Source organism: Saccharopolyspora sp. NPDC002376 (genome assembly GCF_053593195.1).
In genome coordinates this window covers 37,974-55,191 of the sequence record NZ_JBSFBZ010000031.1, presented here as the reverse complement: position 1 = coordinate 55,191, position 17,218 = coordinate 37,974, and the positions used below count along the sequence as shown (strand labels likewise).

Sequence of the window (17,218 nt, the reverse complement as noted above, 5' to 3'; positions counted from 1 at the left end):
CGGAAAACCCGCTGCCGCGCCGAACGAGACCCGGTTCCTTACGGCTTGGCGTGCTCCGGGAGTCCGCGGCTGCCGACCTCGCGGACGGTGCCGTCGGTGAGGCGGTAGCACAGGCCGACGACCGCGCAGCGGCCCTCTTCGACTTCCTTCGCCAGCAGGGTGGAGCGCTCCAGCAGCAGGTCGACGGTGCGCTGGATGTGCACGTCCACGATCTCGTCGACTTCGGTCCCGCCCTCGACGCGCGCGGCCAGCACGCTCGGCGTCACCCGCTCCACGATGTCGCGCAGGAACCCGGGAGGCGCGGAACCCTCGATGACGGTCTGGCGGGCCGCGGTCACCGCACCGCAGGAGTCGTGACCGAGCACGATGACCAGCGGCGTGCCCAGCACGCCGACGCCGAACTCGATGCTGCCCAGCACCTCGGGACCGGTGACCTGGCCGGCGGTGCGGACCACGAAGAGGTCACCGAGTCCCTGGTCGAAGATGAGCTCGGCGGCCAGTCGGGAGTCGGAGCAGCCGAACAGCACGGCGAAGGGACGCTGCCCTGGCGCCAGCGAAGCCCGGTAGTCGGCGTCCTGGTTTGGGTGCTGGAGGGTGTTCTCGACGAATCGTCGGTTGCCTGCCAACAGCACTTCGTAGGCTTGCGCGGGAGAGTGCAATGCGTTGGACATGCGGAAACGCTACCGCACGCAGGTTCGAAGCGGCTCGCTCGAAACCCCGATACCGGCGGTCTGAGACAAGTGCCACTCGGTTCCGTGCATCGAGTGAAAACCGCAGCCCTGAAACGGTGGTCGTGCGTGAGGGGCACGCCCAGCCCGGGCTCGCTGGCAGCTCGCGACGCACCGAGCCCCGGCGTAGTCTCAACCAGCGGTGGACCGTTCCAGACCCCAGCGCTTCACGGCAATCGCCGATGCTGGGCGCTGTTGAGCTTCAGCCGCCGGTTCGCGAGAAGACCGGCGATGCACCACCAGCGCAGAGGTCTGGACGAACCCCACGCGGCTTTCCGACAACCGGACAGCACCGGTGCCGAGGCTGGCACCGAAGCCGACCGGCTGGCGGTGAGGTCACTGGGGGTGGCCACCAGCCGCGCTGGTCGGTGGTGGGGCGGGCGAGGGGGCCGCCCCACCACCGACCAGCTTTTTTCTGGTTCTCCGAACTCGTTTTGCGTGGCGGTGCGGGTGGCGGAACCTTAGCGCCCGCCTGGATCAGGGACCGGATTGAAGCCGAGTTCAGTTGACGCAGGGGATGCCGTCGGCGGTGATCGTTTCGGGGGCGGGCGCGGTGCTCTGCTGGTGGGCCGGGCCGTCCAGCGACACTGCTCGTGGTGGGGCGAAGCGCGGTGCTGACGGGCCTCGGTAGTCGCTGCCGATGAGGACTCGGACGTGACCGCTCGGCACGGAGCTGTTCTCCTCGGTGGGCAGGCCTCCGAGTTGTGAGGCCACCTGACTGGCCGTGGCCGAGGCACCCGGGGCGTACTGCACGGTCGAGGAATTGCGGGCAGCGGTGTTGCCGACCGTGCCGACCTGAATGCCCCGGTTGGAGAGCGCTGAGCGCACCTTCTGCGCCAGGCCGGCGGTCTTCGTCGCGTTGAACACGTCCACTACGGCCGTGCCGGACTCCTCGTTCGAGGACGCGGGTGGTGGGGGAGCCGACGGGTCGATGGTCTGGGTGACCGCTGTGCGGACCGCGCGGGGGTCGACCAGGATCGCCTGGCCGTCCTCCGGGGTTTCGTAGTCGGGGTTCTCGATGGGGATCGTCGTGAACCGGATCGCGCCACCGGCCAGGCCGCGCAGCCGCTCGGCGAAGGCGAGCACGTCCCAGTCGCGGTCCAGCACCACCGAGTCCTGCACGGAGCCGATCAGCCTCTGCAACCGGACCGGATTGGCCAGCACACCTCCGGAGAACGTCGACTGCGCCAGCCCGGACAGGAAGGCCTGCTGACGCACCACGCGGTCCAGGTCCCCGCGCGGCAGGCCGTGTCGCTGGCGCACGAACGCCAGCGCGTCAGGGCCGGAGATGGTCTGAGGGCCGGCTTTGAAGTCCGCGCCCGAGTAGCTGTCCTGCGTCGGCGCCAGCAGGCACACCGGCACACCGCCGACGGCCTGGGTGATGCGGGAGAATCCGAGCAGGTTGACCTCGGCGTAGTGGTCGACCGACACGCCGGTCAGCTGTTCGATGGTGCGCACCAGCAGCTTGCGCCCGGCGTCGTCGCCGTCGCGCTCCAGCTGCGACTGGTCGGTGACGCCGCGCCTGGTCTCGGACGCGATCGCGGTCCCCTTGCCGCGGGAGTACGCGGAGTTGATCTTGTGCCGGCCCTGGCCGGGGATCTGCACGTAGGAGTCGCGGGGGAAGGAGAACGCCGATGCGCTGGACCCGTCGTTGGGGATGTGCAGCAGGATGATCGTGTCGGTCAGCGCCCCGTCGTTGGCCCCGGCGTGCAGCTCGCGGAGCACGTCGTCGGGCAGCGGATTGCCGTGCGCGTCGGTGCGGCTGTCCATGCCGACCAGCAGGATGTCGGTAGCCCCGTCGGCCCCCGCGCCGTCGGTGACGTCGCTGGTGGTCAGCCCGTTGAGCAGGTTCCGGTAGTTGCTCCATCCGTACCCGGTGACCACCAGCACCAGCACCGACAACATCGTCACCGCCACGCGCGCCCCGGTGTGCGGTCGGGGACGGTGCGGTCGACGCGGGGGATCGGGGCGGTTGGTCGTCCTGGTCTGGGGCGGCAAGGTCCCTCCGGCGGCGTGGGTCCAGGTGGTGCGGGTGTCGAAGACCCGTTCCAGGATCTCACTCATCGAGGCTGAGGGCAGATCATCCGATACGGGCTAGTTTCGCGACGTACGATGATCATCACCGCGATCCACAGTGGATTTCAGCGGGCCGGGCAGCGGCGATCGGTCAGGCCGGGGGAGCGTCGGGCAGGTCGCCCTGGCGGATGCGGTAGACCTGCAGCGCGGTGTCGTAGTACTTGGTCGTCTCGCCGACCCACTCCATGCCGATACGCTGCGCGGTGGAGATCGCTCGCACGTTGTCCGGGCGGGCCAGGGCGAACACCGCGTCGATGTCGTAGGTGAACGCCCAGTGCAGCAGCGCGATCGCCGCCTCGGTGGCGTAGCCGAAGCCCCATGCCTCGGGTCGCAGCTGCCACGTCAGTTCGAGGTCGTGGTCGTAGGGCGGCAGCATCCGCAGCACCAGCCCGCCGACCACCACGTCGTCGGACCGGCGCTGCATAGCCCACCGCCCGGTCGGCGGGATCAGGTTGGGCTGCGACTCGGTCCAGGAGTGCACCACGGCGCGCATCGCGGCGAGGTCGGCGACGTTGGAGACGACCGGGGTGAGCCACTCGGTCACCTCGGGACGGCCGTAGAGCGCCAGTGCTGCCTGCACGTCGGCGTCACCGGGGCTCCAGGCGCGCACGATCAACCGATCGGTGGTCAAGGGAGGCTGCATGGCGGTCCTCGCCTTCGCACTGGGGGAACACCAATTTTAGTTCCGCCGCCGCTGCTCGGTGGCATCGAAGCGGCGATCCGACCCCATTAAATCTGTAGTGTCTGTTGTTTCAGTGTCGAACGAAATTAATCGCGAATGACCCGGCTGGCCACGAACTGAGGCTCGGAACAGCTTGCTGGGATCAGGGCAGCGGGACGAGGGTTCCGGTGGCGTCGAAGTCCCAGTCGTGCGGTTCGCCCAGCGCTGTCAGATCCGGGTGGTCGGCGACTTCCTGCGCATACGCCTCGGAGACCTCGACGTGCGGCATCGACAGGGTGTTGCGGATGCGCACGACCTTCGCCGGGCGGTCGTGGGGGCCGCGGGACATGTGCAGCGCGGCGACGATCGCGTCGCGGTCGTCGGCCAGCGCCATCGGGATCCGGGCGCCGTCGGGCACGCCGGAGGTCAGCGAGTTGGTGTAGAACGACCCGAACTCGATCTGGTCCACGCAGCGCTGGGTGGTCACGTCGGCCAGGCCGAGTCCACAGGCGTTGCCGTTGGTGTGCTCGGTCAGTCCGAGCACCACGACCCGCTTGATCGGCACGGCGCGGAACTGCGCGGGGCTGACCGGGGAGCGGCCGGTGATGTTGGGGTCCATCCCGGCGCCGCTGATGTCCTTGCCGATCTCGTCGACCACCAGCACGTCGATGTCGGACATCAGCAGCTTCGGCATCAGCCGCTTGGCCTCGACGAGCAGTTCCGCCTCGCGCTCCAGCAGCTCACCGGGCTGGACCAGTTCGAGGCGGGCCACGCACTCGTAAGCGTTCTCCACCACGGCCATCCCGAATTCGATCGGGACCACCTGGAGCGCTGCCTCGGCCACGGCCGGGATCAGGGCGTGGAACGCCTCGAAGCCGTGCCGGTGCAGGGTGGTCGCGCCGCGGTGCTTGCCCAGCCCGATGGCGATCATCTTGGCCAGGCCGCTCTCGTGCGTGCCGCGGTAGTCGGTGTGCGGTTTGATGCGACCGAGCACGATGACTCCGTCGGCGCGGGCTGCCTCGGCGTCGAAGTGCACCGGAGTGCCGTCCGGGAGTTCGGTGACCACGACGGTCTCCATGGACGAGATGATCGGTGCGCCGATGCTCTCCTCGGTGATCCCGTACTCGGCCAGCACCTGCCGCTGACCGTCCGCGGTACCTCCGCCGTGGCTGCCCATCGCGGGTACCACGAACGGTTTCGCCCCGCAGCCGACCAGGGCGTCGACCAGGGTGGCGACGATGCGGTCGAGCTGGGCGATGCCGCGGCTGCCCGCGGTGATCGCGATCCGCTTGCCGCTGACCGGGTTGGTGCGGTCGTGCTCGGCGACCTGGCTGCGGATGGTGCCTTCCAGATCCTCGACGGCCGCTGCGGCGAACCGCTGCTCGATCGGGATCATCCTGGGTAGTTCGATGTCGGTTCCGGCCAACCGGACTGCTTCGACGTTGAACATGCGGCAGATCCTTCTCCCCCGCGCCGACCTCGGTGGTCGGCTCGATCGACCGCGCGATGGTGCCACGTCGAACAGGCGGGTGGAAGGCCTCGTCCGGGCCCGCGTCGGTCCACAATGGACCGAGTCGGGGGTCGCACTGATAACGACGGGACGTAGGCTGCGGGGGTGTCCATCGAACGTCCGGGCCCCGTGCGGTGGCTGTACTACCAGTTCGGCGGCAGGCTGCCCGAGCAGTACCGCGGTTGGGTGCTGCACGACGGCACCTGCCGGACGTGGGTGCTGCGGGTGCTGGTCCGCGGACTGATCCCGATCATTCCGCTGGGCGCCGCGCTGTTCGTCGCGCTGGGCGTGTTCGGCGGGGCGTGGCCGATCGCGGCCGGAGCTCTGCTGCTCGGCCTGCTCGTGGTGGCCCGCATCGTGCTGACCAACTCGGTGGACAGCGTCGATTCGCGGCTGGTCCGCTACGGCTTCCCGCCCGGCCACGGCTCTGCGGTGCGCAGGCAGCGCGATGCTGGCGCCGCCGAGCGCTACAAGGCGGTCTGGCGGCAGCAACCCCCGGAGTGACGGGTCAGTGCTGTTCCGCGATGCGGACCACGGCGACCGGGCACGGGGAGTGGTGCAGGACGCCGTTGGCGACCGAGCCGAGCATCAGTCCGGCGAAGCCACCGCGTCCTCGACGGCCCACGACCAGTAGCTGAGCGTCCTCGGCTGCCGCGCACAGGGCCGCGACCGGGTGTTGGTTGGCTACGTCGCGATGCACCATGACATCGGGGTGCTCGGCGCACCACCCGGCGAGCTGTTCGGCCAGGTGCAGGTCGGCGCGGGTGCGGATCTCCTGCGGGTCCAGCCGGGGGTAGACGCCGGCGGTGAAGTAGGCGTCCGGCAGCGCCTGCACCGCGATGAGCCGCTCGTGTCGGCAGGCCGCGAAGTCGAAGGCGTGCCGCAGCGCAGTCTGGCTTCCCTGCGAGTCGTCGACCCCGACGGCCACCGGACCGGTCGTCCGGGGGATGCCGCGCACCACCACGACCGGGCAGCGGGCGTGCGTGGCCACGGAGGTGCTGATCCCGCCGAGCAGTACGTCCCGGAACACGCCGTGCCCGTGCGAACCGACAACGAGCAGCTGCGCGTCATCACTCCGGCGAACCAGCTCCTGAGCCGGGTGACCGGTAGCGACCTCCTCGGTGACGAGCAGTTCGGGACGCGCCCGGCGGCAGCGTTCGGCCAGTTCGGCAACGGTCTGTTCGGAGCGTGCCGCGCGGGCCGGATCGTCGTTGACCAGCACCAAGTGCAGCGATCGCGTCGCTTCCGCACCCGCCCACAGCACTGCCTGCGCCGACGACGGTGAACCGTCGACGCCCACCACGACGGGCCTGCTGTTGGCCATCGAACCGCTCCCTAGGCGCCTGCTGGCCAGTGTGCGCGCTCCGTGGTGGGGAAGCACCCGAGCGCCTCTGCATCCACCTGCGCCTTTAGTATCGTTAAGTGGCCGAAGAGTTGAGTCCCGCAGCGATCTTCCGAGCCGGTACCCGCCTGCGACAGGTGGTCCGGCGCACGCCGTTGGAGACCAGCGGCCGCCTCAGCGGCGAGCTCGGTGTACCGGTGCGCTTCAAGCGCGAGGACATGCAGGTCTGCCGCTCCTACAAGGTGCGAGGTGCTTACAACCTGATTTCCTCGCTGAGTTCCGAGGAGCGCGAGCGCGGCGTGGTGTGCGCGAGCGCGGGCAACCACGCGCAGGGCTTGGCCTTCGCCTGCCGCGAGCTGCAGATCAAGGGCCGGGTGTACCTCCCGGCCAACACACCCCGTCAGAAGCGCCGCCGGATCGCCGAGATCGGTGGCGAGTGGGTGGAGCCGGTGATCGTCGGTAGCTCCTTCGACGAGGCCAGCGTGGCGTCCCGGCAGGACAGCGAGAGCACCGGTGCCGTCTACGTGCACCCGTTCGACGACCCGCGCACGATCGCCGGGCAGGGCACCGTCGGTCTGGAGATCGCCGAGCAGCACGACGGTCCGGTGGACACGGTGATCGTGCCGGTCGGTGGTGGTGGGCTGCTCGCAGGTGTCGTGCTGTGGCTCAAGGAGCACTTCCCGGAGGTCCGGGTGATCGGCGCCGAGCCTGCCGGGGCCTCCAGCATGCGCGCCGCGTTGGACAAGGGCGGGCCGATCGCTCTGCCCGAGGTGGACACGTTCGTCGACGGTGCTGCGGTCGGGCGCGTCGGCGAGTTGAGCTACCGCGTGGTGCGCGAGCTGGTCGACGAGATCGTGGCGGTGCCCGAAGGCGCGGTGTGCACCGAGATGATCGACCTCTACCAGACCGACGGCATCATCGCCGAGCCCGCTGGCGCGCTGGCCAGTGCAGCGGCCCGGATGCCGCTGGAGCGTCCTGTGCAGGGACCGGTGGTGTGCGTGGTCTCGGGCGGCAACAACGACCTGAGCCGTTACGGGGAGGTCGTGGAGCGCTCCCTGGTGCACGAGGGGCTGCGGCACTACTTCCTGGTGACCTTCCCGCAGGAGCCGGGCGCGCTGCGGCACTTCCTGGACGACGTGCTCGACGACGGCCAGGACATCGTGGTCTTCGAGTACGTCAAGAAGAACAACCGCGAGACGGGTCCGGCCCTGGTGGGCATCGAGCTGGACCGGGCCGACGAGCTCGACGGGCTGCTGCGGCGGATGAAGGAATCCCCGCTGCAGATCGAGCAGGTCTCGCCGGGCTCGCCGCTGTTCTCGTTCCTGGTCTGAGCATCCGGATTGGCGCACTCGTTTTGCGTGGTGTGAACAAGGGCGCTTCCGGTCGATCAGTTCGACGGGAAGCGCCCTTGTCGTTTCAGGACTGCGTTGTGCGGTCGGCGAGCACGCGGACCATCTCGGCGACCGAGGCGCGGCGTGCGGCGCGGACCGCGTCGAACAGCGGGCGCAGCGCGTCGGTGCGAGCGCGGATCGCCGAGGCCGACAGGGCGCCGCCGGGGGAGTCGTCGGTGGCCACCCACAGGATCGCTTCGACCTCGGTGGCGCGTTGCAGGATCCGCAGGGTGCGCTGCGGCACGTCCTCGGGCCAGTCGGGGGTTGGCCGGGACGCGACGGTTGCGGCGATCTCCTCGCGCACGCCCGGACGTTGTTTGGCGACACCGAGTTCGATCAGCGCGGTGGCGGCTTCGCGCATCGCCGAGGCCATGCCGTGCTCGGCCTCGCCGATCGGCAGGTGCTCGGCCGGCGGTAGCTCGCTGATGGCGAACACCGTCCAGCGCAGGATCCCTTCGGCGATGCGTTCCGGGACCAGCCCCAGACCGGCTTCGGCAAGCACGACGGCTTCGCCGGTGCGCATGGCCAGCTTGGCGAACGGGCTCGATCCGCCCAGTCCGCGGGCGTCGCCGGGAACCGGCAGCACCAGCTCGCCGTTGGTCGCGCCCGTCTTGCGCAGCGCCGCCAGTAGCAGCGCGGGACCGGCGGGCGTGTCGTGCGGGCCGGGGAGTTCCAGGCGTGCGGCCAGATCTTCGTCGGCGGCGCGGAATTCCTGGGATTCGGCCCAGGTCTGCAGGGCGTCGAGCACGTCGTCCGAGGCGGCTGCACCGTGCAGCCAGGCGGACGTCCAGACAACCATCGTGGCGCTTGGGCAAGGCACGTCGAGAGAGAGTACGGACCCGGTCGCGGAATCCGCGCCGGGGGGTGGGGGAGGGCGAGTGTGATCTGCTCGGTGCGGCGCGCCGCCCCCCGAGGATCGACCGATCGGATTACGGTCACACCTCGTGCGTTCGTTTGACTACGGCAAGGACGTCCTCGCGGGCCCGCGGCGCAAGAAGGTGCCCGAGATCCCCGCCGAACCGGGCCTGGTGGTCGAAGACCCGGCCAGCGGGTTCTGCGGGGCGGTGCTGCGGGTGGAGAAGAACAACGTGGTGCTCGAGGACCGCCATGGCAAGCAGCGGCTGTTCCCGTTACGCCCGGCGGCGTTCCTCTTCGAGGGCAAGCCGGCGACGCTGGTGCCGGTGCGTGCCGCGGCCCAGAGGAAGCCGACCCGGTCGGCGTCAGGTTCAGTACGCGTCGAAGGACTGCGGGCGCGCACGGCTCGCGGCAGCCGGATCTGGGTGGAAGGCCTGCATGACGCCGAGCTGGTGGAGCGGATCTGGGGCCACGACCTGCGGGTTGAGGGTGTCGTGGTGGAGCCGTTGCACGGCGTGGACGACCTGCCCGGTTTGCTCGCCGAGTTCGGCCCCGAGCCCGGGCGCCGGGTGGGGGTGCTGGTCGACCACCTGGTGACCGGTAGCAAGGAATCCCGGTTGATCGAGGGCATCGACGACCCGCACGTGCTCGTCACCGGTCACCCGTTCGTGGACATCTGGGAGGCGGTCAAGCCGCAGGCGGTGGGCATCCCGGCCTGGCCGAAGGTGCCGCGCGGTACCGACTGGAAGCAGGGCGTGTGCGCGCAGCTGAGCTGGGGCGAGCCGGCCGACGGGTGGCGTCGAGTGCTGGCCGCGGTGTCGGGGTTCCGCGATGTCGAGGCGCCGCTGCTGGCTGCGGTGGAGCAGCTGATCGACTTCGTGACGGCGGATTCGGCGGGGCGCTGAACCGGACAAAGTCACACGTTGATCACACCGAGGGAATCTGGTCTCGCGGTCCTGTGCGGTCTGCCACCATGGAGGTATGACGCCCGCGTTGATGTGGTTGATCGCCGGGGTGCTGCTCGTCGCTGCTGAGGTCCTCTCCGGCGAGTTCGTCCTGGTGATGCTCGGCGCCGCAGCGTTGGGTGCTGCTGGCTCGTCCGCTCTGGGCGCACCGCTGGCGGTGGATGCTGCGGTCTTCGCGATTCTGGGGCTGGGCTTGATCTTCGTCGCGCGCCCCGCGCTGAAGCGGCGGCTGCACCACCCCCTGGAGATCAAGACCAATGTGGACGCCCTCGTGGGCAAGAGAGCGGTGGCAGAATCCACTGTGGACGTCCATGGTGGGCGGGTGCGCATCGACGGTGCGCTGTGGTCGGCGCGGGCGATGGACGAGACGCAGGTTATCGAGGCAGGTCAGACGGTCACCGTGATGGAGATCGCGGGGGCGACGGCAGTGGTGTCGGCCGAGCCGTGAGGAGATGAGGGTGGAGTTGAGCGGACTTATCGTTCTGGTGGTCGTGGTGCTGCTGGTGCTGATCATCGCTGTGAAGTCGGTGATGGTGGTGCCGCAGGCCCAGTCGGCCGTGATCGAACGCCTCGGCAAGTTCCGCTCGGTGGCCGAGCCGGGGCTGAACTTCCTGGCGCCCTTCCTGGACCGGGTTCGCGCCCGGATCGACCTGCGCGAGCAGGTCGTGTCGTTCCCGCCGCAGCCGGTGATCACCCAGGACAACCTGACGGTATCGATCGACACCGTGGTGTATTTCCAGGTCACCGACTCGCGCTCGGCGGTCTACGAGATCTCCAACTACATCGTCGCGGTGGAGCAGTTGACCACGACCACGCTGCGCAACGTGGTCGGCGCGATGAGCCTGGAGGAGACGCTGACCTCCCGCGACGCGATCAACACGCAGCTGCGCGGGGTGCTGGACCAGGAGACCGGCCGGTGGGGCATCCGGGTCGCCCGGGTTGAGCTGAAGGCCATCGACCCGCCGCCGTCGATCCAGGATTCGATGGAGAAGCAGATGCGCGCCGACCGGGAGAAGCGCGCGATGATCCTCAACGCCGAGGGTGCTCGGGAGTCGTCGATCAAGACCGCTGAAGGCCAGAAGCAGGCGGCGATCCTGGCAGCCGAGGGCCAGAAGCAGGCGGCGATCCTGTCCGCCGAGGCCGACCGGCAGTCCAGCATCCTGCGCGCGCAGGGTGAGCGGGCCAGTCGCTACTTGCAGGCGCAGGGTCAGGCCAAGGCGATCGAGAAGGTCTTCGCGGCGGTCAAGCGCGGCAAGCCGACGCCGGAGCTGCTGGCCTACCAGTACCTGCAGACGCTGCCGCAGATGGCGCAGGGCGACTCCAACAAGGTGTGGGTGGTGCCCAGCGAGTTCGGCAAGTCCCTCGAGGGCTTCGCGAAGATGCTCGGCGCGCCCGGCGACGACGGCGTCTTCCGCTACGAGCCGCCGAAGGAGGAGCCGCCGGCTTCGGTGCCGGAGGAGGAAGAGGAGTCGGTCAAGTCCTGGTTCGACACCTCCACCACTCCGGAGGTCGCTGAGGCGGTCCGCGCCGCCGAGGCAGTGGCGCGCAAGGAGGTGCCGAGCCCGTCGCTCGGCGGCCAGATCACGCCGCCGGAGCCGTCCAGCTGAGCTAAGTGAGTTGTTGAGGGCGTCCGCTTCCAGCGGGCGCCCTCAAGACGTTTCCGGGGTCAGCTGCCCGTGTAGGTCCCGAAGCTCCAGATGTTGCCTTCGGGGTCGCGGACCACGAAGTCGCGTGACCCGTAGTCCTGGTCCTGGGGCTGGTAGAGGGATTCGGCGCCGGCGGCCAGGGCTCGCTCGTACAGCGCGTCGGGCTCATCGGTGACCACGTAGTTGCTCGCCGAGCCCTTCTGCTGGGCGAACGGGCTTTCCGGGTCGCAAGTGCCGATCATGATGCCGCCACCGTGCGGCCAGCGGAGTTCGGCGTGCACGATCCGGCCGTCGTCACCGGGCACGATCAGGGCTTCTTCGAAGCCGAACGCCTCGACCAGGAATCGGATGCCCGCTTTCTTGTCGAGGTAGGGGACCAGGGGCCAGATCCCGGTTCGCGTCGTGTTCGTCGCCATGGCCCGAGTATGCGTAGCCGAGGTGCGTCGCGCCTTGGATGAATGGAAGCTCCTCGGCGATCCACTGCGACGGGGCGACCCCGGTGAACTCCCGCCAGTCCCGGTTGAAGTGGGCTTGGTCGGAGTACCCGCAGGCGGCGGCGATGTCGGCGAGGCTGGCCGGGTTGCCGGCGATGAGCCGGCGTCGTGCGCTCTGGAAGCGCATCACGCGGCCGAGCAGCTTGGGGGAGAGGCCGAACTCGCGGCGGAACCGCGCACCGAGGTGCTGGCGGCTCCAGCCGACCTCATCAGCCAGAGCCGAGACGGGGACGTGTCCGTCGGTCGCGGTCATCCGCCGCCAGATCCAGCCGAGTTCGGCAGAGGGCAAAGCGGCCGGGGAGGCGAGCCGGTGGAGGGCGCCGCAGAGGAGGTCGAAGCGGTCGCTCCAGGTGCTCGCCGAACGCAGCCGCTCGGTGAGTTCGCCCGCGGCTGGGCCGAGCACATCGGACAGGTGGATGCCGGTGTCGGCGAGTTCCCCGGCGGGAACGCCCAGCAGGGCGCGGGCGCCCAGCAGGGCGCGGGCGCCCAGCGGGGTGAGGCCGAGCTGGATGCCGTGCTGGAGTTCGCCGTGCTCGACCTGCGTGTGCTTGCTGTGCAGCCCGCCGACGAGCGCGGTGTAGGAGACCTGGGGACCGGTCTCGAAGCTGACGTCCACGGTCTCGTCCAGCGCGATGATCAGCGTCAGGTTGGAGGAGGGGAGCCCGCGGTGCACGCCAGGCGCGGAGTGCACCCGATATCCGCTGATATCGCTGATCATCGCCCGCAGCTGGGGCGGCGGCGTCGACTTGACGAACTGCGACGGAGTCACGCCCCGAGGTTAGGGGGTCGGCTCCGCATCCGTGGTCGGGAAACGCGCACGACGTAGTTCAATTACATTGATTACTTCAGCGTCGAATGAAATTAACCCAACGTGACCGCAGCGAGAACGGGAAGTCCTGGATAAAACGGCTTCAGAAGGTGGAGTCGGGATCGAGGTAGGGGCCGCCGGCGATGCCGAAGGCGCGGACCGTGCCGAGCAGGTGCTCGCGCAGCCGGTACTTGGCCAGTTTCGCGTCGCCGTCCCGCAGCGCTGCCGCAACCTGGGCGTGCTGGTGGGTGATCCGGGGACGGGTGGTGTGGGTGCGGGCCATGGCGGTGATGCGCATCTGCTTGTCTCGCAGGGCGTTGTAGAGGTCCGCGACCACGGGGTTGCCCGCCGCGGCGACCAGCGTGGCGTGGAAGGCGCGGTCGGTTTCGTGCATGTCGGCGTCGCTGAGCTCGGCGGTGTCGCAGGCCGGGTGCTCGGCGAGTTGTTCGCCGACGGCGGTCATCGCGTCGTGGCCCTGCATGGCGAGCTTGTCGATGGCGAAGCTCTCCAGTGCCAGGCGGGCTTCCACCACGGCATGGGCTTCGGTGGCCGTCACCGGCACGACGAGAGCACCACGCTTGGGGTAGAGGCGCAGGAATCCTTCGGCCTGCAGGCGCAGGAAGGCCTCGCGCACCGGCGTGCGGGACATCTGCAGTGCGCTGGCCACTTCGCCCTCGGACAGCAGTTCGCCGTCCGGGTAGCTGCCGTCCAGGAGACCGGCCTTGACGTGCTGGTAGGCGCGGTCGGCGGCGGGCGCCTCGGGGCGGTTGTCCGGGGTGGGAGTGGTGGAGGACACGGTTTCGCGTGGTGTTGCGCTCGACACGAGGTCATCGTACTTCCACCCATCTTGTATCTAAGATGAATACAAGCTTTCCCCGAAAGGAGTTTCGAGTTGTCCGGCACGGTCACCGCCCCGCCTCCCGCCGAAACGCGGGCCGATCACGGCACCTCATCGCGTAAGGCGTGGTTGGTGTGGGGGATCGGCGCGATCTGCTACTGCGCGGCGCTGTTCCATCGCGCCAGCCTCGGCGTGGCCGCGCCGGAAGCGATGCAGCGCTTCGACATGGGTCCGGCGATGCTGTCGCTGTTCTCGGCGCTTCAACTGGGCATCTACCTGGTGATGCAGGTGCCGTCCGGGCTGCTGGCCGACCGGTTGGGGCCGCGGAAGGTGATCACCGGTGGCATGGTGTCGCTGGCCGCGGGGTCGGCGGTGTTCGCGGTGAGCGGCTCGATCGTCGGCGGCATCGCCGGCCGGATGCTGATCGGCTTCGGCGACGCGTTCATGTTCACCAACGTGCTGCGGCTGGCCGCGCACTGGTTCCCGCCGCACCGGTTCGGCAAGGTCGCGGCGGTCACCGGTCTGGCCGGTGGTCTGGGGCAGGTGGTCTCCACGCTGCCGCTGGGGCTGGCTCTGCACAGCATCGGCTGGGTGCCCACCTTCGCCGGGGCGGCCGTGCTGACCGCGGCGCTGGCGCTCGTCGCCGGGCTGGCGATCCGCGATCGGCCGGGCCACGCCGCGGTCTCGAGCGAACCGGCGCCGGAGCGGGAACGGATCGCGCACACGCTGCGCCACGTCGTCGCGCAGCGGGGCACCAAGCACTCCTTCTGGGTGCACTTCGTGCTGATGGCGCAGTTCGTCGCGATCACCACGCTGTGGGGTGGTCCGTGGCTGACCCAGTCGCAGGGGCACGGCCAGGCCGAGGTCGGGTCGTTGCTGCTGATCAGCGTGGTGGGCTTCATCGCGGGGTCGTGGTTCGCGGGCCAGTTCGTCTCCGGGCACCCGGTGCGGCGTGACAGGTTCAGCTTCGCGATGTCCTGCGCCGTTGCGGCGGTGTGGGCGCTGATGGTGCTCTGGCCCGGCGTGCTGCCGATGCCGCTGCTGGTGGTCGTGCTGGTGGTCATCGGCGTCGGCGGTGGTGCGGCGATGCTGGCCTTCGACGGAGCGCGGATGGCCAACGCCGAGCACCGCTCGGGGACCGCCTCGGGCGTGGTCAACATGGGCGGGTTCAGCGCGTCGGTGATGATCCAGCTGCTGGTGGGCGTGGTGTTGCAGCTCGTGTCGTTCCTGCCCGCGGCGCAGGCCTACCGCTGGGCGTTCCTGCCGGTGCTGGCGCTGGTGGCGGTGGGCACCTTCGCGCAGTGGTGGCTTCGCGACCGCAGCTCGGCGGCCTGATACCCGGGCTTCGACGCGCTCGCGGGAGCGTGGTTGAGCACCACCGGCGTGGTTGTGCGGATAGGGTCGGGTGGCGGACGTGGCCACCCGGTCGGCCAACGGCGGCCGACCCAGCGATGGAGGTTGTCCTTGACCGCAGCGCTGGAACTGCACAACTTCGTCGGCGGCGAATCCTCGCAGACCCTGGCGGGGGAGACCTTGCCGCTGGTCGACCCGAGCACGGGCGAGGAGTACGGCAGCAGTCCGCTGACCCGCTGGATGGACGTGGACGCGGCGATGTCGGTGGCGGCGTCGGCGTTCGAGTCCTGGTCGTCGACCACACCGAGGCAGCGGCAGCAGATGCTGCTGGAGGTCGCCGACGCGGTGGAGGACCGAGCCGAGGAGCTGGTGCTGGCGGAGTGCCGCAACACCGGAAAGCCCTGGTCGGTGGTCCGAGATGACGAGCTTCCGATGGCGGTGGACCTGATCCGTTTCTACGCCGGGGCGGCGCGCGTGCAGGAGGACGGGGCCGGTGGTGAGTACCAGCCGGGGATGACCTCGTTCTCCCGCCGTGAGCCGATCGGGGTGTGCGCGCAGGTCACGTCCTGGACGCATCCGCTGCTGCTGGCGGCGGCGAAGTTCGCTCCGGCGCTGGCCGTGGGCAACACCGTGGTGCTCAAGCCGGCAGAGACCACGCCGGTCAGCTCGGCGCTGCTGGCCGAGATCGCGGGAGAGCAGCTACCGCCGGGTGTGCTCAACCTGATCTGCGGTGATCGGGACAGCGGCCGCGCGATGGTGGCGCACGAGGTGCCGGGGATGTTCTCGATCACCGGCACGGTGCGCTCAGGCATGGAGGTCGCAGGTTCTGCAGCGGCCGATCTCAAGCGCGCGCACCTGCAGCTGGGCGGCAAAGCTCCAGCGGTGGTGTTCGACGACGCCGACGTGGCGCGGGCAGCTCGGAAGATCGCGGCGGCAGCGTTCGGCAACGCCGGGCAGAGCTGCACTGCGGCGAGCCGCGTGCTGGCTGGTCCGGGTGTGTACGAGGAGTTGGTGGCGGAGTTGGTGCGGTGGGCCGAGGCGATGCGTCCGGGGCCGCCGCAGGATCCGGACGCCGCGTTCGGTCCGCTGAACAGCCTCGGCCAGCTGGAGCTGGTGCAGGCGCATTTGGCCCGGCTGCCTGAACACGCGCAGGTGCTGGCCGGTGGTGGTCGCAAGGGGGAGCGGGGGTTCTTCCACGAGGCGACGGTGGTCGCCGGGGTGGAGCAGGACGACGAGCTGGTGCAGAACGAGGTCCTTGGCCCTGTGCTGACGGTGCAGCGCTTCGAGACCGAGCAGGAAGCGGTGGAGCTGGCCAACGGGGTGCGCTACGGGCTGGTGGCCAGCGTGTGGACGCGCGATCACGCGCGGGCAATGCGGGTGTCGCGAGGTCTGCAGGTGGGCACGGTGTGGATCAACACCCACCACCCGCTGGCGACGGAGATGCCGCACAGCGGCTTCAAGCATTCGGCCTCGGCCCGCGACTTCGGCCGCTACGGCCTGGAGGAGTACAGCCGGATCAAGCACGTCATGTCCGCCTGGGACGAGGACTGACCCGCTTCCCGTTTCAGTCCTCGGCGCGGGTGGCGATGGCGAGGAGGGCTGCGGCGGAGCCGGTGAGGTGGAGGCCGGCTCGCCAGACGGCGTGCAGCGGTCGGCGCAGGTCGAGGTCGGCGACCGGGATCTCGACCAGGCGGTGTTCGGTCAGGTCGGTGGCCACGGCCAGGACGCTGAGCACCGCTGGGCCGGCGCCGGCGACGACGGAGTTGCGCGCGGCGGTGGTGGAACGCAGCTCGAGCAGCGGGGACACCGGGCCGGCGCCGACCTCGGCGAGGGCGCGGTAGAGGGTTTCGCGGGTGCCGGAGCCGTGTTCGCGCACGATCAGCGGGGTGGCGGCCAGTTCGGTGGCGGTCAGCGGTCGGCGCAGCCGGGTCCATGGGTGTTCAGGTGGGGCGACGACGACCATGCGATCGCGGGTGACGAAGCGGATCGAGACGCCGTCGGGCGGGGTCGGGGATTCGATGAACCCGAGTTCGGCTTCGCCGCGGCGGACTGCTTCGGCGACTGCGACCGAGTTGGCGACGTCCAGTTCGACGTGCACGTCGGGCAGCGCGACGTGCAGTAGGCTGAGCCAGCGGGGGACCAGGTACTCGGCAATCGTCATGCTGGCTGCTACGCGCAGCGTGGCTTGCTGCTGAGCGCGTAGTGCTCGGACTCCGTTCATCAGGCCGTCGACGTGAGCGAGGACCTGTTTGGCCCAGTCGCAGACCATGACCCCGGCGGCGGTGAGCGTGCAGCCCTGGCGGGTGCGTTGCACCAGCGGTAGGCCGAGTTGGCGCTCGAGGCGGCTCAGCCGCTTGCTGGCCGAGGGCTGGCTGACCTGCAGCTCGGCCGCGGCGGCGCTGATGCTGCCGAGCTCGCCGACCAGCACGAGCAGTCGCAGCGACTCAGGATCGGGCGGGGTCATTCCTCAAGGGTAGGTACCTACGTGGCGATTTCCGCGCTGAGGGTCGCTTCGATGCTGGTTGGACATTCCATTCGGTTATGACGTCCT

At 69.7% G+C, this 17,218-nt stretch carries 17 protein-coding genes; 7 read left to right on the top strand and 10 right to left on the bottom strand.

The genetic code is table 11. The features are described 5' to 3' along the window. Positions 1 to 38: 38 nt before the first annotated feature. The 4 genes from ACWCO2_RS21180 to ACWCO2_RS21165 all read right to left on the bottom strand — a co-directional run bounded on the left by ACWCO2_RS21180 (position 39) and on the right by ACWCO2_RS21165 (position 4,915). Positions 39 to 671, bottom strand: a complete 633-nt coding sequence (locus ACWCO2_RS21180; RefSeq protein WP_450129470.1) for a carbonic anhydrase — start codon at positions 669 to 671, stop codon at positions 39 to 41. A 558-nt stretch (positions 672 to 1,229) separates the two neighbouring features. Next, positions 1,230 to 2,792 (bottom strand): LCP family protein, encoded by a 1,563-nt coding sequence (locus ACWCO2_RS21175; RefSeq protein ID WP_450129469.1) that lies wholly within the window; start codon positions 2,790 to 2,792, stop codon positions 1,230 to 1,232. A gap of 103 nt (positions 2,793 to 2,895) precedes the next feature. Continuing rightward, complete coding sequence (locus ACWCO2_RS21170) at positions 2,896 to 3,447, bottom strand: GNAT family N-acetyltransferase (RefSeq protein ID WP_450129468.1); 552 nt, start codon at positions 3,445 to 3,447, stop codon at positions 2,896 to 2,898. A 181-nt stretch (positions 3,448 to 3,628) separates the two neighbouring features. After that, entirely contained in the window at positions 3,629 to 4,915 is a 1,287-nt protein-coding gene (locus ACWCO2_RS21165; RefSeq protein WP_450129467.1) for a lactate racemase domain-containing protein, read from the bottom strand. A 165-nt stretch (positions 4,916 to 5,080) separates the two neighbouring features. Here ACWCO2_RS21165 and ACWCO2_RS21160 point away from each other — a divergent pair, with 165 nt between their 5' ends. Beyond that, complete coding sequence (locus ACWCO2_RS21160) at positions 5,081 to 5,479, top strand: DUF5313 family protein (RefSeq protein ID WP_450129466.1); 399 nt, start codon at positions 5,081 to 5,083, stop codon at positions 5,477 to 5,479. Between the two features lie 4 nt (positions 5,480 to 5,483). On the opposite strand, the gene ACWCO2_RS21155 is transcribed toward ACWCO2_RS21160, so the two are convergent. Then, positions 5,484 to 6,299, bottom strand: coding sequence for a universal stress protein (locus tag ACWCO2_RS21155; protein ID WP_450129465.1), 816 nt, complete (start codon positions 6,297 to 6,299; stop codon positions 5,484 to 5,486). 98 nt (positions 6,300 to 6,397) lie between these two features. Here ACWCO2_RS21155 and ilvA point away from each other — a divergent pair, with 98 nt between their 5' ends. Continuing rightward, on the top strand, positions 6,398 to 7,648 hold the full coding sequence (gene ilvA, locus ACWCO2_RS21150; protein ID WP_450129464.1) for a threonine ammonia-lyase IlvA: 1,251 nt from the start codon (positions 6,398 to 6,400) through the stop codon (positions 7,646 to 7,648). A gap of 85 nt (positions 7,649 to 7,733) precedes the next feature. Here the strand turns inward: ilvA and ACWCO2_RS21145 are convergent, their stop codons facing one another. Further along, positions 7,734 to 8,507 (bottom strand): hypothetical protein, encoded by a 774-nt coding sequence (locus tag ACWCO2_RS21145; RefSeq protein ID WP_450129463.1) that lies wholly within the window; start codon positions 8,505 to 8,507, stop codon positions 7,734 to 7,736. Positions 8,508 to 8,652: 145 nt separating this feature from the next. On the opposite strand from ACWCO2_RS21145, the gene ACWCO2_RS21140 reads away from it, so the two are divergent. The 3 genes from ACWCO2_RS21140 (at position 8,653) to ACWCO2_RS21130 (ending at position 11,135) form a co-directional block, all read left to right on the top strand. After that, on the top strand, positions 8,653 to 9,468 hold the full coding sequence (locus ACWCO2_RS21140; protein ID WP_450129462.1) for a DUF3097 domain-containing protein: 816 nt from the start codon (positions 8,653 to 8,655) through the stop codon (positions 9,466 to 9,468). 76 nt (positions 9,469 to 9,544) lie between these two features. Continuing rightward, positions 9,545 to 9,976: an NfeD family protein gene (locus tag ACWCO2_RS21135; RefSeq protein WP_450129461.1), complete on the top strand. Its 432-nt coding sequence runs from the start codon at positions 9,545 to 9,547 to the stop codon at positions 9,974 to 9,976. 4 nt (positions 9,977 to 9,980) lie between these two features. Continuing rightward, positions 9,981 to 11,135, top strand: coding sequence for an SPFH domain-containing protein (locus tag ACWCO2_RS21130; protein ID WP_450129460.1), 1,155 nt, complete (start codon positions 9,981 to 9,983; stop codon positions 11,133 to 11,135). A 59-nt stretch (positions 11,136 to 11,194) separates the two neighbouring features. Here ACWCO2_RS21130 and ACWCO2_RS21125 read toward each other — a convergent pair whose 3' ends face one another. The 3 genes from ACWCO2_RS21125 to ACWCO2_RS21115 all read right to left on the bottom strand — a co-directional run bounded on the left by ACWCO2_RS21125 (position 11,195) and on the right by ACWCO2_RS21115 (position 13,299). Further along, positions 11,195 to 11,479: a VOC family protein gene (locus ACWCO2_RS21125; protein WP_450129459.1), complete on the bottom strand. Its 285-nt coding sequence runs from the start codon at positions 11,477 to 11,479 to the stop codon at positions 11,195 to 11,197. Then, entirely contained in the window at positions 11,469 to 12,437 is a 969-nt protein-coding gene (locus ACWCO2_RS21120; protein ID WP_450129458.1) for a helix-turn-helix domain-containing protein, read from the bottom strand. Before ACWCO2_RS21120 ends, ACWCO2_RS21125 begins: the two co-directional genes overlap by 11 nt. Before the next feature lie 142 nt (positions 12,438 to 12,579). Beyond that, positions 12,580 to 13,299 (bottom strand): GntR family transcriptional regulator, encoded by a 720-nt coding sequence (locus tag ACWCO2_RS21115; protein ID WP_450129457.1) that lies wholly within the window; start codon positions 13,297 to 13,299, stop codon positions 12,580 to 12,582. Positions 13,300 to 13,368: 69 nt separating this feature from the next. Between ACWCO2_RS21115 and ACWCO2_RS21110 the strand changes: the two genes are divergently transcribed. Continuing rightward, on the top strand, positions 13,369 to 14,649 hold the full coding sequence (locus tag ACWCO2_RS21110) for an MFS transporter (protein ID WP_450129456.1): 1,281 nt from the start codon (positions 13,369 to 13,371) through the stop codon (positions 14,647 to 14,649). A gap of 129 nt (positions 14,650 to 14,778) precedes the next feature. After that, positions 14,779 to 16,218 (top strand): aldehyde dehydrogenase family protein, encoded by a 1,440-nt coding sequence (locus tag ACWCO2_RS21105; protein ID WP_450129455.1) that lies wholly within the window; start codon positions 14,779 to 14,781, stop codon positions 16,216 to 16,218. A gap of 13 nt (positions 16,219 to 16,231) precedes the next feature. On the opposite strand, the gene ACWCO2_RS21100 is transcribed toward ACWCO2_RS21105, so the two are convergent. Beyond that, entirely contained in the window at positions 16,232 to 17,131 is a 900-nt protein-coding gene (locus ACWCO2_RS21100; RefSeq protein ID WP_450129454.1) for a LysR family transcriptional regulator, read from the bottom strand. Positions 17,132 to 17,218: the final 87 nt, after the last annotated feature.

What these genes read in the sequence shown, in the direction of transcription:
- ACWCO2_RS21180 (WP_450129470.1), bottom strand. Translation starts at nt 671, where the DNA reads ATGTCCAACGCATTGCACTCTCCCGCGCAAGCCTACGAAGTGCTGTTG.
- ACWCO2_RS21175 (WP_450129469.1), bottom strand. Translation starts at nt 2,792, where the DNA reads ATGAGTGAGATCCTGGAACGGGTCTTCGACACCCGCACCACCTGGACC.
- ACWCO2_RS21170 (WP_450129468.1), bottom strand. Translation starts at nt 3,447, where the DNA reads ATGCAGCCTCCCTTGACCACCGATCGGTTGATCGTGCGCGCCTGGAGC.
- ACWCO2_RS21165 (WP_450129467.1), bottom strand. Translation starts at nt 4,915, where the DNA reads ATGTTCAACGTCGAAGCAGTCCGGTTGGCCGGAACCGACATCGAACTA.
- ACWCO2_RS21155 (WP_450129465.1), bottom strand. Translation starts at nt 6,299, where the DNA reads ATGGCCAACAGCAGGCCCGTCGTGGTGGGCGTCGACGGTTCACCGTCG.
- ACWCO2_RS21145 (WP_450129463.1), bottom strand. Translation starts at nt 8,507, where the DNA reads ATGGTTGTCTGGACGTCCGCCTGGCTGCACGGTGCAGCCGCCTCGGAC.
- ACWCO2_RS21135 (WP_450129461.1), top strand. Translation starts at nt 9,545, where the DNA reads ATGACGCCCGCGTTGATGTGGTTGATCGCCGGGGTGCTGCTCGTCGCT.
- ACWCO2_RS21130 (WP_450129460.1), top strand. Translation starts at nt 9,981, where the DNA reads ATGAGGGTGGAGTTGAGCGGACTTATCGTTCTGGTGGTCGTGGTGCTG.
- ACWCO2_RS21100 (WP_450129454.1), bottom strand. Translation starts at nt 17,131, where the DNA reads ATGACCCCGCCCGATCCTGAGTCGCTGCGACTGCTCGTGCTGGTCGGC.